Origin of the sequence: Paenibacillus sp. PvP094 (assembly GCF_040546835.1) — a bacterium.
In the GTDB taxonomy this organism is placed as follows: Bacteria; Bacillota; Bacilli; order Paenibacillales; family Paenibacillaceae; genus Paenibacillus; species Paenibacillus illinoisensis.
The window spans coordinates 5,631,344-5,647,866 of record NZ_JBEPOM010000001.1 but is presented as its reverse complement, the minus strand read 5'-3'; the positions used below and the strand labels follow the sequence as shown (position 1 = coordinate 5,647,866).

Here is a 16,523-nt window from a genome sequence, read left to right as displayed (position 1 = left end):
ACCGAGAAGGGGAGGACATATGAAAACAACAAAGGTCTCGTTTTTTGTACTTTCGCTAGTGCTGCTCTTGGTGACCGGACTATCCGGTTGGGCGGGGGCTGCTGATGCAGAATCCAACACCAGTAAAACCTATGTCATCGGCACAGACATTACCTTTGCTCCGTTTGAGTTTCAGGATGTAAATGGTGATTTTGTTGGCATCGACATGGATTTACTTGATGCCATTGCCAAAGATCAAAATTTCAAATATGAAATTAAAGCGCTCGGATTTAACGCCGCCGTGCAGGCACTGGAATCAAACCAGGTGGATGGCGTTATTGCGGGGATGAGTATTACCGATGAGAGAAAACAAAAATTCGATTTCTCAGATTCTTATTTCGATTCAGGCGTAGTTATGGGCGTAAGCGCAAATAACGATACCGTGAAAAGTTATGAGGATCTTCGAGGCAAAAAAGTTGCCGTTAAAACGGGAACAGAGGGTTATACTTTTGCAGAGTCTATTGCCTCGAAGTATGGCTTTACCATTGTACCGTTTGATGATTCATCACAAATGTATGATGATGTCAAAACCGGAAACTCCGTAGCCTGTTTTGAAGATTATCCTGTACTTGCTTACGGGGTAAAGCAGAATAACGGTCTTAAAACGGTTACAGAACCCGAAATAGGAGGCTCTTATGGGTTCGCCGTAAGCAAAGGCAAGAATCAGGAACTTCTGCAAATGTTCAATGATGGACTAACAAATATCAAGGCAAACGGGGAGTATAAACGTATTACTGAGACCTATGTTGGTGAAAATGCTTCGACAACTGCCAATATGGGACGCTGGGAGTTGGTTCAGAAATCCCTACCATCCCTGATTAAAGGTCTGGGTAACACGCTCTTATACACCATTGTTTCTTTGTTCTTTGCCTTTATTCTGGGTCTGATCTTCGGATTTATGAAAGTGGGACAAAATAAATTCCTTCGCGGTGTAGCCACGGTATTTGTGGATGTATTCCGCGGGATTCCATTGATCGTCCTTGCCTTCTTTATATATTTCGGGATTCCGCAGGCGCTTGGCTTTACCATGCCGTTGTTCCTGGCAGCTATTCTGACGCTAAGTCTGAATGCCGGAGCATACGTAACCGAAATTATTCGCGGGGGGATTCAATCGATTGATCGTGGACAGATGGAAGCTGCCCGTTCACTGGGTATTCCTTATCGCAAAGCGATGATGAAGATCGTTATCCCTCAGGCCATCCGGGTTATGATTCCTTCATTCATTAATCAGATGGTCATTACACTGAAAGATACGTCGATCTTGTCCGTTATTGGTCTGGTAGAGCTGACGCAATCGGGTAAAATTGTCATCGCAAGAACGTTTGCCTCTTTTGACATCTGGTTAACGGTTGCGATCATGTATCTGATTGTCATCATCACATTGACTAAAATCGCTGACCATCTGGAGGTGAAGGTTCGCCGTGGGTAAAATTAAGGTTGAAGGATTGAAGAAAAGTTTTGGCTCGAATCAGGTTCTGAAAGGGATCGATATGACGGTCGCCGAGGGCGAAGTGGTCTGTGTCATCGGCCCGTCCGGTTCAGGGAAAAGTACATTTCTGCGCTGCATTAACCAATTGGAAGAGATCACGGCAGGCCGGGTTATCGTGGATGACCAGGATCTGAATGATCCGAAAACCAATATCAATAAAGCACGTGAAAATATCGGCATGGTATTTCAGCATTTTAACCTGTTTCCTCACTTCAGCGTGCTTAAAAATATCATGTTTGCACCAAGAGAGCTTGGTAAGTTAAACGAGCAGCAAGCTAGAGAAACGGCTCTTCGTTTACTTGATCGGGTAGGTTTGTCAGACAAAGCGGATAGCTATCCTAACAAACTTTCAGGGGGTCAGAAACAGCGTGTGGCGATTGCCCGTGCGCTTGCGATGAATCCAGACGTCATGTTGTTTGATGAACCGACTTCCGCGCTTGATCCTGAGATGGTTGGTGAGGTGCTGGGCGTAATGAAGGACCTCGCCAGCGAAGGAATGACGATGATGATCGTTACCCACGAGATGGGATTTGCTCGTGAAGTTGCCGATCGGGTAATCTTCATGGATGGCGGATACATTGTAGAGCAGGGCACGCCTGCCGAAATATTTGGTAATCCGAAGCATGAGCGCACCATCAGCTTTTTGGAAAAAGTGCTTTAATATTCAACGGAAAAACCTTCAAGACACTGTTCTTGAAGGTTTTTTTGTTATATATAAATCAGAAAATAGGAGGTTAAATATGGTAATATTAGAACGGTTTTATTTTTTGATAAGTTGTTTTAAATAACAAGGGGGTTCGAAGATATTGAAACTACAAATAAAACGGCTGATCGGGATATGTTTAGCTGTGGTTATTCTCTTGATCTCCGCATTGTTAACTTATGTCTATCTTAACGATAGACCTGGCGGGTTCTCAGATCAACGGATGTCCAAATTGTTGGGAGTGGATGAGACCATACACATCCCTATCGGGAAGACTCCCGAAAGCGCGATTCAAAAGTTTAGAACAGAACAGTTATCATCACAAATTATCCATGAAGAGCCAGTGGAAGGCGGCATGATTTTATTTACACAAAGAGCAAGCTCGGAATCCAGTAATCTTCAGATGGAGTATGCACGAAAGAGAATATTGGGTTGGAAATGGGGATGGGGAGGAGGATACGGGATTAGTAAATCTTCATCGAATCCGTCCGCAATGGACTATATGAGTATGCCTCGCTTGGAACATATCGAATCTCCTTTTCCCATCATATTCGGAAATGTACTGAACCCTGCAATCAAGCGGATAACGGTCGAAACGAAGGAAAATGGAACACAGATTTCTACTGAAGCTAAATTGGTTGAGGTGGGGGCTGAAAGAAACATATGGTTTGTATTGCTTCCCTCGACTGCAAGCACTCCATTCAACATAAAGGCATTGAACGAGGAAGGAATTCTTATTGCGAGTAAGGAGATTGAGGATCCAAACGACATCGGGTCTCTAATGATAAAGGATTGATTACATTCAGCCTATTAAGAAATGCAATCCCGGAACAAAGAGCATACTGCTGCGTATCTTTGGTCGCCACATGGCGGCCTTTTTGATGATATTACCCGTACCAACCGATTCTCCAGCGAATGAACCGATCCTGCAGAAACTTGCTGTGTAAGCGATTGGTTCATTGTTTGGCCGATTGCACGATTGTTGATCATGCTGCTCGCCCATATGATGTGAACAGAGGATCCTGCTCATCATTCACACTATTAAATGCTAAAGGGGGCCCGAGATCGTATGGCTGAACTGACGGAAACACCTGCCCGGCAACCCGGAGTTACAGTCGTCAAACGTGCCAAAAAAGGATATTTGCGAAACATGAGGAAACATTGGATGTTGTATGTCATGATCCTGCCCGGCATTTTGTTTTACATTATTTTTAAGTATATCCCTCTGGGAGGAAGCGTCATTGCCTTTCAGAATTTTCAGATTATGAAAGGGATCTGGAGCAGCCCATGGGTGGGCCTGGATAATTTTAAGTTTATTTTTACGTATCAGGACTTCTATCATGTACTTCGGAACACAGCTCTGATTGCGTTTTACAAGCTGGTCGTCGGATTTCCAGCTCCCATCCTGCTTGCGCTGCTGTTTAATGAGGTAAGGAAGATGCTCGCCAAACGTTTCCTGCAAAGTCTGTTCTATTTGCCGCATTTCCTCTCCTGGGTCGTTGTGGGTGGAATCGTCTTTGAAGTTCTTGCCTCGGGTGGTTTTGTAAACGCTATCCGTGGATGGTTCGGCTTCGAGCCCATTCTGTACATGCAGCAGGAGCAATATTTCCGGCCAATTGTTGTCTTGTCTTCCATATGGAAGGAAGTGGGGTGGGGGACCATTATTTATCTCGCAGCCATCAGCGGCGTTGATCCAACCCAGTATGAAGCTGCTGTCATGGACGGAGCTAATAAGTGGAAACAGGCGATTTATATTACGCTGCCCGCGCTGTTCCCAACGATCCTGATTCTGTTCCTGCTGAATATCGGCAATTTCCTGGAGCTTGGTTTCGATCAGGTTTATAACCTGCTGACCCCGATGACCTACTCGGTAGGAGATATTATTGAAACTTATGTATACCGTTCAGGTGTTCTGCAAGGGCAGTATAGTGTCACCACGGCGATTGGACTGTTCCAATCCGTCATCGGGTTTATCCTGCTCTGGGTCTTCAATCGATTGGCCAAAAAGACAGGAGAGGGGTTGTGGTGATGAAGCAAACCTTTGGTGAAAAGTGCTTTCAAGTCGCCAACTATGTGTTCTTGACAGCTGCGGCATTAACCATGATCCTGCCATTGCTTCACCTGCTCGCTGTTTCCTTAAGTTCCCCGGTTGCCGCCGATTCCAAGGAAGTTTTTCTGTGGCCGGTCGGCTTTACCATGGCTTCCTGGAAACATATTTTACAGAGCTCAGGCTTATGGCAATCGTTTGGCGTAACCGTATTCATAACGGTCGCTGGAACAGCGCTGAGTATGCTCTTTTCCGTGCTGACCGCCTTTCCGTTATCACGCAAAGAGTTTCTAATTCGCAAACAGGTCATGCTCGGGATAGTCATCACGATGATCTTCAATGCGCCGATGATTCCCTTCTTCCTGACGGTCAGAGAGCTGGGGATGATGAATTCCATATGGGCACTGATAATACCGGGGGTCATCGGTACGTTCAACATGGTCATTTTGCGCACCTTCTTCATGAACTTGCCAAAGGAATTGGATGATACTGCCCGGATTGATGGCTGCCATGATTTTCGAATCCTGTTCCAGATCTATCTGCCGCTATCCAAACCGGTTCTTGCCACAGTCAGCCTGTTCTATGCCGTAGGATACTGGAATACGTTCCAACGCGCCGTACTCTTCGTTCGGGATCCTGATCTATGGCCGCTTCAGATGAAACTGCGTGCCTATTTGACCAGTCCGGAAGAACTGGCTCAGGTCAATATGTTCCTTGATGATTACGACTTCAACACTACCACATTGAAAGCAGCAACGATTCTTTTTGCAAGCGTTCCCATTATATTGGTGTATCCTTATTTACAGAAATATTTTGTCAAAGGTTCGCTGCTTGGATCGCTGAAAGAATAAATCATGATCAAGGGGATGATTCGATGAGAAGACGACTGACCCAAAAGTTTGTATCGATAGTGCTCAGTGTGACCATGCTGGTAGTCGCCGGCTGCAGTTCCAACACCAGCGATTCAGGGAGCGGTTCAGCTGAAGGGAACTCCGGTATCCCAATCGTGAAAGTTTTCAAGAGTCATATGGGCATCGGGAGCATGCCCGCAGCTGATGATCCGCATGTAAAATATGTGGCAGATAAGACAGGTGTCCAATATGAGCTGATTACGACGCCACCAGGCTCGGAACCATCGGAATATCTGAATCTGATGATCGCTTCGGATGAGCTGCCGGATATTCTGCGCCCGATCGGAGGCGTTGAACAAACGTTGATCCAACAAGGCGGAGCGCTGCCGCTGGATGATCTGCTCCCTGAGTACGCTCCGCATGTCTGGGAAAGTATTCCCCAGGAAGCCTGGGATATTGTTCGCTCAGCTTCTCCTGACGGCAAAATTTATTATGTCCCCAAAGTATTCCTTGTCCCGGAACGGGCACCACTGATCCGCAAGGATTGGCTGGATAAGGTAGGCATGGAAATGCCAGCAACCGTTGACGATTATGTTGAAGTGCTCAAAGCCTTCCGTGACAAGGACCCGAACGGCAATGGCAAAGCAGATGAACTGCCCACAAGCGGAAGGGAATTTGGAAGGTGGATGGACCATCTATTTGCCATGTACGGAGTTGCCATGTGGGAAGGATATCCGGAATGGGATGAATACAACGGCAAGATTCAGTATGCCGGGACAACGGATAACATGAGAGAAGCAATTAAATTCATTCGGATGTTATATGAAGAAAAACTGCTCGATAATGAAACGTTTTTGAACAAAGGGGAAGTATGGCAAGCCAAAATTAACAATAACCTGGTGGGCAGCTGGTACCACTTGCCGGCGAATGTTCGCGATCGTCTTAACGCTATGCTGACACAGGCACCGGATGCTTATATCGCAGCGATGCCACTGCCCAAAGCCGAAGGCTTCGAAGCGTTCGTGACGCAGAAGAGCATGGGTGAGCCGGAATGGATGATTCCAGCCGTGAAGCAGGATAATGCGCCCAATGCATTGAAGCTGCTTGATTTCTTCTACAACCCTGAAAATGATGAATTTGTCCGTTTCGGCCTGGAAGGAGAACAGCATGAAGTCAAAGACGGACGAAAAGTCATTCTTCCGCCTGCCGACAACAAACCGCTTGCCTTGGGAATGAAGAACCTGACTACTGCAGAGGACATGAACAAACGTATTGAAGAGACTTATCCGGAGGACCAACAGCAGATGGTGAAAGACATGTTTGTTGTGAGCACAGCCGATGCCCGGCAAATTGCAGGTGACGGTCTCCCGGCTTCCGTGTATGAAGGGTTTCCTGATATCCAGTCACACAAGCTGTTTCAGGAAGTATTGACCAAGATTGTTATCGGAGAGCTGCCTCTGGAGGCTTATGATGAATACGTGAAAAAATGGAATGCCTCAGGAGGCGAAGTGGTCACCCAGCGGGTCCAGGAGTGGTATGAGAAGGTGAAGAAGTGAAAAAAAGATACGCTATATGCGGAGTGAGCGGCAGAGCTTTGGGGCAGTTCGCCAAACCTATACATGAGTTGTTCACTCACAATTCGGAGATCGTGGCACTGCTGGATACGGATCCCGCGCGATTTGAAGCTTATCGAGCGCGCTTTCCGCATCACTCCGAAGTTCCTGTGTATGGAGCTTCTGATTTTGCGTCCATGGTGGAGGATACCAAGCCAGACTGCATTATTGTCGCCGGCAGGGATGATACCCATGTCCACTATATAACCGCCGCACTGAAGCGGGATTTGGACGTAATTACCGAGAAACCAATGGCGACAACCGGAGCGGACGCCAGGCGAATACTGGATGCTGAAGCGGTGAGTCAAGGTAAAGTCATCGTAACATTCAACTATCGATATATGCCCATTCACATGCGGATCAAGGAAATGATACAGGAAGGTAAGATTGGCCGAGTCACTTCCATCGATCTCAACTGGTATATTGATACGCATCACGGGTCCAGCTATTTCAAGGGCTGGAATCGTGAGCGGGCTTATTCGGGTGGACTGTCCGTTCATAAAAGCACCCATCATTTTGACCTGGTCCAGTGGTGGATTAACCAAAAGCCGGTGGAAGTCTTTGCTTATGGAGCGCTCAATTATTATGGTGCAGATGGAGAGTGGAATCCGGCACGGGAAGATGGGCGGAATTGTCGGACGTGCAATGTCTCGGAAGATTGTGCGTACTACTCCCGTTGGACACCGCGCAGTCGGCAGATCCGCGTTCCGGATGATCATCTGAACCTGCTAGGCTCGGCAGCTGCGGACTTTCCATACACAGCATACCGTCCGGATCAATGCATTTTTGATTCTACCATTGAGATCGAAGATACGTATACAGCATCTGTGAGATATAGTGGCGGGGCACTCATGAGTTATTCGGTCAATTTTTCCCTTCCTTATGAAGGCTATCGGCTGGCTGTGAACGGTACGAAGGGGCGCCTGGAAACACTTGAATACCATATGCCGGCACGTACTCCTTTTCCGACGCCGGTTCAGACCATCGACTATTTCCCCCTGTTTGGTTCCAAAGAGACCATACATGTCGTACATCGGGAAGGCGGACATGGTGGAGGTGATCCATTACTTCTAGAGGATATCTTTCTTGGAGAAGATCAACACCGTCCTTTCCGGATTCTGTCCGGAGCCGTGGATGGAGCGTACTCCGTTGCTGCGGGGGAAGCCGTATGGCGTTCGGTCTCCGAGCATCGTCCCATATCCATAGAAGCGGTGCTAGGCGGATGGGGGAATATGGTGTCTATGCAGAATCCGAGAAGTGAGTGAATATTTAATTACATTAAATGATGGTGAAAACAGCCAAAACATCGGGCAAGTGTGAGATCATGCTGCTCGAAGAAGTCAAAATAGGCTGTAAGGCCGGGTCGCACCGGGCAGGTCGAAACTGTATAATTGCGGTATATTGCACATAAGGTGGGAGATAACTGTGACCCTTTCCTTTTTGAAGTGGTTAAAATTCAATTTCACCAATACCCAGACCCGGCTGCTGCTTATTTTGACCATTGTTGTCTTCATGATTATTATCGCAGTAGGCATGACTACGTATTATTCAGCCAAGTCGGTATTACAGCAGGAGCTCAGTGAACCGCAGCACCAGATGCTGCGCATCAGCATGAATGATATTGATGAAGTCATTCGGGAAAGCGACCAGATCGCTGTGAAAATTGCACTGAATAACCATGTGTATAAATTTCTCACGAGTGAGGTACAGGGGTCATACCGCAATGTCACCGAATTGGTACAGTTTCTTGAAACCTTGACTAGTAGTACTCCCTTTATTAAGAGCGCTTACATTTATGATGTGGAAAGGGAGAGCATGGTCGCTTTTCCTCAGGGGTATAGTTCAAGCAAAGTCAATTTTCCCGATTCGGGCTGGGTGGATGTGGCTGCTGAATTAGATGACCGTCCCATGCTGGTGAAGCGGCGGGAGATTGCTGCAGGTTCAGGAGTTCCTGCCTCCCAGATTACACTTTATCGCAAGATTATGCTGGCGGGTCAACTTAGAGGGATCATTGCCATCAATTTTAAAACGGATCAAATGTTCAAGCACATGCTTCTTACTTCCGTCTCTGATCTCGATAATCATCGTTTCATTCTGGATGCCGACAATAAGCCGTTGTATGATCTTGGTAATTATCCAGTAGGAGAGGAAGCAGTGGACCAGGTCCTCGCGACTCTGGAAGGAGAAAAGCTTGGTGAGTTCAAACACGAGGGCCAAGTGCTGCTCGCTTCACAGACAATGTCCCCGTATACAGGTTGGCGTTATCTTTCAATTATTTCCCAGGAAAGTTTACTGTCCAATGCCCAGAAGATTAGAGACATTGTGTTCTTCGTTTCACTGTTGGCACTTGCCGCAGGAGCCGCCACGATTGCTTTTTATAACAGGGCAGCCTTTAAACCGGTGAAACGGATGAGACAACTGCTTAGCGGGTATGACCGTCAACGTATCAGTCCAGAGCTGATTGATCTCGAGAAAATAACAGGACAGCTGCTGACAGATCATGCACAGCAAGCCATCAATCTCAGACAAACACTTCCTGAGGCATCCTCCAAATTTCTGACCGATATCTATGCGGGACACATGACGGGTTACCGGGAAATTGGTGAAAAGTGGAACCGATACTTCAAGGAATGGAGTGATAGTCCGTTGACCGTTGCAATGTTGTCTATTGATGATTATCACGCATGGTGTGAAAGGTTTAAGAAGTCGGATCAATCCCTTTTAAAATTTGCCATTGCCAATATCATTGCAGAGCTTCTGTCAGGAGAGTGGCGTCTCATTCCTGCAGATCTCGGCAGGGATCGATTGCTAGTCATGTTACAACCGCTTGGTCCCAGCAGAGATATGGATGCAGCCAATTCGATTGGTGAAGCACTGAGGATGATTCCGAAACTGCTTAAGTTCCAGGTCTCCGCAGGCGTAAGCGAGGACCGCGACGGATTCAAGGAACTTCAACAGGCGATGCAGGAAGCTGACAGCGCTCTGGGTTTCAGATTGTACCATGGATATGAACAAGTGATTCGGTTTGAGGACATTTCCGGTCACCAAGAACCTGGACGTGCAGAGGAAAATGAACTCATGTCCCAATTGACCGAAACGATCGAAGCCGGCATTGGTGAAGAGGCAATCAGGATCATGGATAAAACATTTAGCCGCATGAAGAGTGAACGGTGGCACCCGTCCTCGGCGATATCTTATCTCGAGTCTGTAGCGGAGACGCTGGAACGAATCCGCATGAAACAGGATCCTGAAGCATGCGGGTTCCGAGTTTCCGGTTTGCGGACGATGAATCTGGAGTCTGCGTGGTCACTGCTGCGCAATGAGGCAGAAGCGCTCGCAGCATGGTATGACAGCATGCTGCTCAGGAAGGATTATATCGTTTGCCAAACGATGATTGCATTCATGAGTGACCATTTGGAAGACCCGGTTAGCATTCAGGACATTGCTGAGCATGCGGGTATCGGTTCCAGTTTGGCAAGTCAGCTGTTCAAGCAAGAAATGAACGACACCATTCTTGGTTACTTTACGAAGCTCCGTATGGACCGGGCTTGTGAACTCCTGCGGGATACCAACTACAGAATATCTGAAATCGCTTCCATGGTGGGGTATCAGCATGAGAATAGTTTTATCCGTGTATATCGCAAAACCAAGGATATTACACCCGGGAAATACAGGGAGATGATGCGGGCCCGCAGGGATTCCTTATTGGAATCCTAGTCCCCCATTCGAATGAAGAGAAGGAGGAACAGCTTACATGAACCGTAAAACGATAGTCACTCGAAACCATCCGGTATTGACCCAGCTTGAGCCCAGGTCTCCTTTGTCTGTCGGCAACGGCGAATTTGCATTTAGTGCTGATTTCACCGGCCTTCAGACCTTTCCGGAAGCATACGAAATCCCTCTTGGCACACAGTCCAATTGGGGGTGGCATTATACCGGAGGGCATGAGGTTTTCGGCGATCAGGATATCGTCTACCAGTCGTTTGAAACGTATGGACGGAAGGTGGCGTATCCCATGAAACCTGAGAACCGAGAAGAAGCCTATCACTGGCTGCGGCAGAATCCGCATCGTCTTCAACTGGGGCGCCTCGCGTTTCGCATACTGAAAGAAGATGGAGAAGAAGCAGATACGTCACATGTGAATCCGGTACGACAGGAATTAAATCTGTGGACAGGTACACTTCACAGTGAGTTCACCGTAGATGGGTTCAGGGTTCAGGTGGAGACTGCCTGTGATCCGGAGAACGATGGCATCGGCATTCGTGTACATTCAGAATTAATCCGCAAGGGGCGTCTGCATTTGTTCCTTGTTTTCCCCTGTCCGGATATGACACATCGGAGCTGGTCCAAGTCCGTTTTTCCCGATTGGGAACAGGACAGCAGACATCGCACCGAGCTAATGGCGAACGATTCGGTTTCAGCTTCACTGAAACGGATTTTGGATGAAGACGAATATGGTGTGAGGTGGATCTGGGACAAGGGGCGTCTGGAGCAGACCGGAGCACATGAGTTTACGCTTATTCCTGAAGTATTGGAGCTTTCAGATAGCTGGTCTTGCAGTGTTGCTTTTGCTGCGTCGAACCCATCAGTTCAACCAGCTGAGGCCGTATTCCACGCCAGCTCGGTCTACTGGGAGCAGTTCTGGAACAGTGGAGCAGCCATGGATCTATCCGGCAGTAAAGATCCCCGAGCAGTAGAATTGGAGCGACGAATTGTGCTGTCCCAGTTCCTATGTGCTGTACACAGTGGCGGCTCCATGCCGCCTCAGGAAACGGGTTACATGTATAATAGCTGGTTCGGTAAAATGCACCTGGAAATGCACTGGTGGCATGCTGCACATTTTCCCCTGTGGGATCGTACAGATCTGCTTCGCAAAAGTATGGATTGGTATATCAAAATTTTGCCCAAGGCTCGTGAACTGGCGCGTTCACAGGGATATGCTGGTGCGCGCTGGCCCAAAATGGTTGGATATAACGGTGGGCAGAGCCCGTCACCAGTAGCACCAGGGTTAATCTGGCAGCAGCCTCATCCGATGGCACTTGCCGAGATGTGTTACTTGGCCCGGCCTGAGAGGTCTGTATTGGAACGGTATAAGGACATCGTATTCGAGGCAGCTGATTTTATGGTTTCCTTTGCCCACTGGGATGCTGAAAAAGAGGCATATGTACTTGGGCCGCCGTTGATTCCAGCTCAGGAGAATCATGCCATGAATGAAAGTCTGAATCCGCCATATGAACTGGAATACTGGAAATTTGGCTTGGAAATCGCCGCTATGTGGGCGGAGCGGCTGGAGCGGCCTGTGAATCCGGAATGGAAAAAGGTTGCGGCTCATATGGCAAGTCCTGTGCATGAGAATGGAGTGTATCTTGCGCACGAGAATTGTCCAGACACATTTACTGCCAAGAACCATGATCATCCTTCCATGCTCGGAGCGCTCGGCCTGCTTCCCGGCACGCTGATCGACGACAAAATCATGAAAAATACACTTCTCAAAGTGAAAGAATGCTGGGATTGGGAATCCGCATGGGGGTGGGACTTTCCGATGTGTGCGATGACAGCGGCAAGGCTGGGAGAACCTGAGCTGGCCGTTGACTTTTTATTGATGGATGCCACCAAAAACACCTATTTGCCCAATGGACACAATTATCAAAGGCCAGGATTATGGGCGTATCTGCCTGGGAATGGTGGACTGTTAACTGCAGTAGCAATGATGGCTGCCGGATGGAGCGGTGAGGAAGGCGGGAACAATCCGGGATTTCCGCAGGATGGGAGTTGGTCAGTTCTATGGGAGGGGCTGCACCCCCTGACTTGATCCGATTAGGTGATCGTGTGTTCACACTTTGAGTAGTCGGGATTGGCTTGAGCAATAATACGCGAGCGAAAAAGGAGCGATTACGTTGGTTGAAACGTTAACAAAGGTCTCTACTCAGAATCGCAGAATGTCTGCCAAAATTGCGGATACGCTAGTTTCCGAATGCCGGGATGGGAATCACCCCAAAATTGCCGGGAAATGGGGGTACGTTGCCGGAATGACGCTTCTGGCCCTCGAACGTGCTGCCGTTTGGAATAGTGAACCTCGATATAGTGAACTGGTTCTCCATCATATGGATGGCCTGATCGATAAAGACGGCACCATCAGGAACTATCAACTTGAGGATTATAACCTGGACATGATCAATGAAGGCAAAAATCTCTTTTCTATGTGGAAGCTTACTGGGGAAGAGAAATACCATCAAGCCATCTTGCGACTGGTCGCCCAGCTGAAAGGACAGCCTCGAACCAGTGAGGGCGGATTCTGGCACAAAAAAATATATCCTTTCCAGATGTGGCTTGACGGGATCTATATGTCTTCTCCGTTTCTGGCAGAGTATGGCCATATGTTTGATCACCCTGAGAGCTTCAATGAAGTCGCGCGTCAAATTCTGCTGATTGAGCGGAAGACCCGGGATCCGCGAACCGGTCTGCTGCACCATGCATGGGATGAGAGCAGGGAACAGCGCTGGTGCGACAAAGACACGGGTCAATCGTTCCACGTCTGGGGCAGAGCGATGGGGTGGTATGCGATGGCGGTAGTGGATGCATTGGAGTTTTTTCCAATTGATCATCCTCAGCGCGGTCAGATCATGGGCATCTTCGAGAGAATGGCCTATGCAATCGCCCATGCCCAGGACCAGGAGAGCGGACTGTGGTATCAAGTTATGGACCAGAACGGCAGGGAAGGCAACTATTTGGAAGCGTCGGCTTCCTGCATGCTGACCTACGCCCTTGCCAAGGGTCAGCGTCTGCATTATTTGGCTGAACTGGATCGCAAAGTTGTTGAACTGGCGTATGCCGGTATTCTCAGTCACTTTGTTACGGAGGATGAACAGGGGGTACACCTGCACCGCATTTGTCATGGGGCTGGACTCGGAGGAAAGAAATATCGTGACGGTTCTTATGCCTACTATATTAGCGAACAGATCGTCAGCGATGCTCAGATGGGAGTAGCACCATTCCTGCTGGCCAGTATTGAAATGGAGATGCGGGGAGCAGAAGGTGCGTGAAGAAATTAAACGGATCTCAAGCGGGCAGACCCGATAAAAACAAGATGATTCTAAAGTATCCCGCTTCATGGTGGAAGGGGATGTGGCGGGAGGCACTTCCTTCCGGTAATGGGATAATTGGTGCCTCTGTGCGAGGTGGTATACATCAAGAAGTTATTTTACTGCAGCATGGTGAACTATGGCATTGGGGAAGAAAGGATGAACTCCCCGACGTCAGTCACACATTGCAGGAGACCCGGCGACTTATGGACGCTGGGGAATTTTCGAAGGCCAGCTGGCATCTGACCCGTGCCGTGCAAGCAGAAGGATATGCTTCCAAACTATCCTCCCGTTTTCCTTTGGCTGAATTGACACTCACCATGAATTGTGACAATGCTTTTCGCCATTATCGCAGGGAACTGGATATGGAAACGGGAGAAGTTCATGTCTGCTGGGAGGAAGGGGAACGAAAGATTTCAAGAAGTCTTTTTGTCTCTCGTGCAGATGATTGTGTGGTGTTCAGAATAAACGCTGAAGTACTGAGCACGAGCGATTCGGTACAGGTTAGGGAATCAGGAAGTACGCCAGTGATATCGGGAAGTGTGGGTCTTCAATTTCCGCCGGGTGACCGTGAGCGGGATGATGAAGAATTTAAGGAACTGAAAATATCCGTTACGGTCAGAACGGATGAAGATGAGCAATACGTATTTTATGGTGGCATAAATGATGATGGACAGGATTATGGTGCTGTCTTGCGTCTAATCCGTGGGGGAGAGGAACCTGGGGCTAGAGTAATGCCTTCCCATAGAGCATTACATTTCCCGGGAAAAGGGGGTACCATTCCAGACAAGGATCAGCGAGATGACAGCGGAAAACAAGCCATTCACGCAGAGCTCCCGTTCGAAACGTCGGGCGATGTGCTTTTTCTCGTTAAAATGTTTGTTACAGGCAAGCGGGAAGAGGAATGGTTACGACTGAAGCAGGAGCTTGCAGGGCTGGAGACTGATTATAATTCAATGCTATCCAGACATACGGAGCTACATCAGCCCCTCTTTCACTCCGCAGAGCTTGATCTAGATGATGCGGCTGATGACGGGCGCAGTAATGAAGAGCTTCTGTTAGATGCCTATGAAGGCGAAGCTCCCTTGGGGTTGATTTGCAAGATGTGGGCATTCGGTCGATATTTATTCATTAGCGGAACCTCTGAGGAAGGCAATATGCCTTTTGGTCTTTATGGGCTATGGGGCGGAGATTACCGGTTAATCTGGGGTCATCACATGGCTAATGAAAATGTTCAGATGATGTATTGGCATTCGGCTGTTGGCGGTTTAACCTGCATGAACCTGTCTTTGTTTCGGTATTACACCGGTTTGATGGATGTCTTCAAGGAAAATGCACGCAAGCTCTATGGCTGTCGCGGGATCTACATCCCTGCTGGAACTACGCCAGGCATGGGCATCCCAAATCAGGTTGTTCCTGTCATCATGAACTGGACCGGAGCAGCCGGGTGGCTGGCCAGACATTATTATGAGCATTTTTGGTATACCGGTGATATGCAATTTCTGCGCGAGCAGGCGCTGCCCTTTATGAGAGAGGCGTTACAGTTTTATGAAGACTTTCTGGTGCTGGACGAAGAGGGATGGTATATGGTATACCCATCCGTTTCACCCGAGAACACACCGCAGAATTTCATGCCTCAGGATGGTAAACAGCTCGCACATCCCATGCCTACAGCCATTAATGCCACAATGGACGTCGCCATCATCAAGGAATTATTGCAGCATACCATACAAGCGAGTCGGATAATCGGTGTTAATAGCAGCAAAATACCAGAGTGGGAAGATATGCTTACACGTCTGCCTTCCTACATGTTGAATGAGGAGGGGGCTGTCAAGGAATGGCTTCATCCTGCGTTTGAGGATCGGCAAGATCATCGTCATCTGTCCCATCTATATCCTGTTTTTCCAGGACAGGAAGTCAGTCGGGAAGACGACCCACTGCTTTTCAAAGCCTTCGAGAAAGCAGTACACCAGCGGAAACTTGGAGCACAGAGTGGGTGGTCCCTGGCTCACATGTCATCGATCTATGCCCGGCTGGGCGACGGAGAACGGGCTTTGGACAGCCTGGATCATCTTGCCCGGTCCTGTGTTCTATCTAATGGATTCACACTCCATAACGATTGGCGCAGTATGGGAATTTGCCTGACATTAGATGCAGCTCCAGTTCAGCTGGATGCCAATATGGGCTGGGTTAATGCCGTACAGGAAATGCTGCTGCTGGTCTCGCCTCAACGGATCAAGCTGCTTCCGGCACTTCCTGCCAGAATGCTGCGGGGGGAGCTGCAGAATTGGCGTATACCCGGAGGCGTTCTGTCGCTTGCATGGGACCGCAAATCAGGAGTATTTCTAGCCGAGTTAGCCGCCGTTCGGCGATTGTTCTTGAAACTTCAGCTCCCAGACTGGGTCGACATCTCTTTATGTAGACAGTTTGGCAAGAAGAAATATAAACCACTCCCCATGGAGAATGGTACATTCCTGCTTCATTTAGAAGAAGGGGAAAAGTGGTCGGTGGAACTGAACACGGAGTAATATGAGACACTTAAGAAGTCGCCCAAGTGGCGGCTTCTTTATTGTTTTTATAAATCATAGAATCTCGGGTGGATTTGTAAAAGTTAATATTACTAATATATTTCTATTATTTATATTAAGAAAATAAATCAAAAAGTAATTAAAACTTTATATTGTTAACTTTTAGATTGT

At 48.1% G+C, this 16,523-nt stretch carries 11 protein-coding genes; all 11 read left to right on the top strand.

Features of this window, described 5'->3' with window-relative positions; all coding sequences use genetic code 11:
* Positions 1-19: 19 nt before the first annotated feature.
* The 11 genes from ABIC22_RS25595 to ABIC22_RS25545 all read left to right on the top strand — a co-directional run bounded on the left by ABIC22_RS25595 (position 20) and on the right by ABIC22_RS25545 (position 16,352).
* Positions 20-1,468, top strand: coding sequence for an amino acid ABC transporter substrate-binding protein/permease (locus ABIC22_RS25595; RefSeq protein ID WP_154893257.1), 1,449 nt, complete (start codon positions 20-22; stop codon positions 1,466-1,468).
* Positions 1,461-2,189, top strand: coding sequence for an amino acid ABC transporter ATP-binding protein (locus tag ABIC22_RS25590; RefSeq protein WP_127535854.1), 729 nt, complete (start codon positions 1,461-1,463; stop codon positions 2,187-2,189). Before ABIC22_RS25595 ends, ABIC22_RS25590 begins: the two co-directional genes overlap by 8 nt.
* A 145-nt stretch (positions 2,190-2,334) precedes the next feature.
* Positions 2,335-3,027 carry a hypothetical protein gene (locus ABIC22_RS25585; RefSeq protein WP_354484767.1) on the top strand — a complete coding sequence of 231 codons (693 nt, stop codon included), beginning with the start codon at positions 2,335-2,337 and terminating at the stop codon, positions 3,025-3,027.
* A 354-nt stretch (positions 3,028-3,381) separates the two neighbouring features.
* Positions 3,382-4,260 carry an ABC transporter permease gene (locus tag ABIC22_RS25580; RefSeq protein ID WP_354486096.1) on the top strand — a complete coding sequence of 293 codons (879 nt, stop codon included), beginning with the start codon at positions 3,382-3,384 and terminating at the stop codon, positions 4,258-4,260.
* Entirely contained in the window at positions 4,260-5,129 is an 870-nt protein-coding gene (locus ABIC22_RS25575) for a carbohydrate ABC transporter permease (RefSeq protein ID WP_095287290.1), read from the top strand. Before ABIC22_RS25580 ends, ABIC22_RS25575 begins: the two co-directional genes overlap by 1 nt.
* Positions 5,130-5,152: 23 nt before the next feature.
* The gene (locus ABIC22_RS25570; RefSeq protein ID WP_354484765.1) at positions 5,153-6,685 is read left to right on the top strand and encodes an extracellular solute-binding protein; all 1,533 of its coding nucleotides are present in this window, start codon (positions 5,153-5,155) and stop codon (positions 6,683-6,685) included.
* Positions 6,682-8,007 (top strand): Gfo/Idh/MocA family protein, encoded by a 1,326-nt coding sequence (locus ABIC22_RS25565; RefSeq protein ID WP_354484764.1) that lies wholly within the window; start codon positions 6,682-6,684, stop codon positions 8,005-8,007. Before ABIC22_RS25570 ends, ABIC22_RS25565 begins: the two co-directional genes overlap by 4 nt.
* A 160-nt stretch (positions 8,008-8,167) precedes the next feature.
* On the top strand, positions 8,168-10,459 hold the full coding sequence (locus ABIC22_RS25560) for a helix-turn-helix domain-containing protein (protein ID WP_354484762.1): 2,292 nt from the start codon (positions 8,168-8,170) through the stop codon (positions 10,457-10,459).
* Positions 10,460-10,496: 37 nt separating this feature from the next.
* Entirely contained in the window at positions 10,497-12,554 is a 2,058-nt protein-coding gene (locus ABIC22_RS25555) for a glycoside hydrolase family 65 (protein WP_354484760.1), read from the top strand.
* A gap of 127 nt (positions 12,555-12,681) precedes the next feature.
* Positions 12,682-13,785 carry a glycoside hydrolase family 88/105 protein gene (locus ABIC22_RS25550; RefSeq protein WP_354486095.1) on the top strand — a complete coding sequence of 368 codons (1,104 nt, stop codon included), beginning with the start codon at positions 12,682-12,684 and terminating at the stop codon, positions 13,783-13,785.
* Entirely contained in the window at positions 13,782-16,352 is a 2,571-nt protein-coding gene (locus ABIC22_RS25545; protein WP_354484758.1) for a glycosyl hydrolase family 95 catalytic domain-containing protein, read from the top strand. The genes ABIC22_RS25550 and ABIC22_RS25545 overlap by 4 nt, the downstream gene beginning before the upstream one ends.
* Positions 16,353-16,523: the final 171 nt, after the last annotated feature.

Excerpts from the sequence above, each read along its gene's own strand:
- ABIC22_RS25575 (WP_095287290.1), top strand. The coding sequence starts at position 4,260 with ATGAAGCAAACCTTTGGTGAAAAGTGCTTTCAAGTCGCCAACTATGTG.
- ABIC22_RS25595 (WP_154893257.1), top strand. The coding sequence starts at position 20 with ATGAAAACAACAAAGGTCTCGTTTTTTGTACTTTCGCTAGTGCTGCTC.
- ABIC22_RS25570 (WP_354484765.1), top strand. The coding sequence starts at position 5,153 with ATGAGAAGACGACTGACCCAAAAGTTTGTATCGATAGTGCTCAGTGTG.
- ABIC22_RS25555 (WP_354484760.1), top strand. The coding sequence starts at position 10,497 with ATGAACCGTAAAACGATAGTCACTCGAAACCATCCGGTATTGACCCAG.
- ABIC22_RS25580 (WP_354486096.1), top strand. The coding sequence starts at position 3,382 with ATGAGGAAACATTGGATGTTGTATGTCATGATCCTGCCCGGCATTTTG.
- ABIC22_RS25550 (WP_354486095.1), top strand. The coding sequence starts at position 12,682 with ATGTCTGCCAAAATTGCGGATACGCTAGTTTCCGAATGCCGGGATGGG.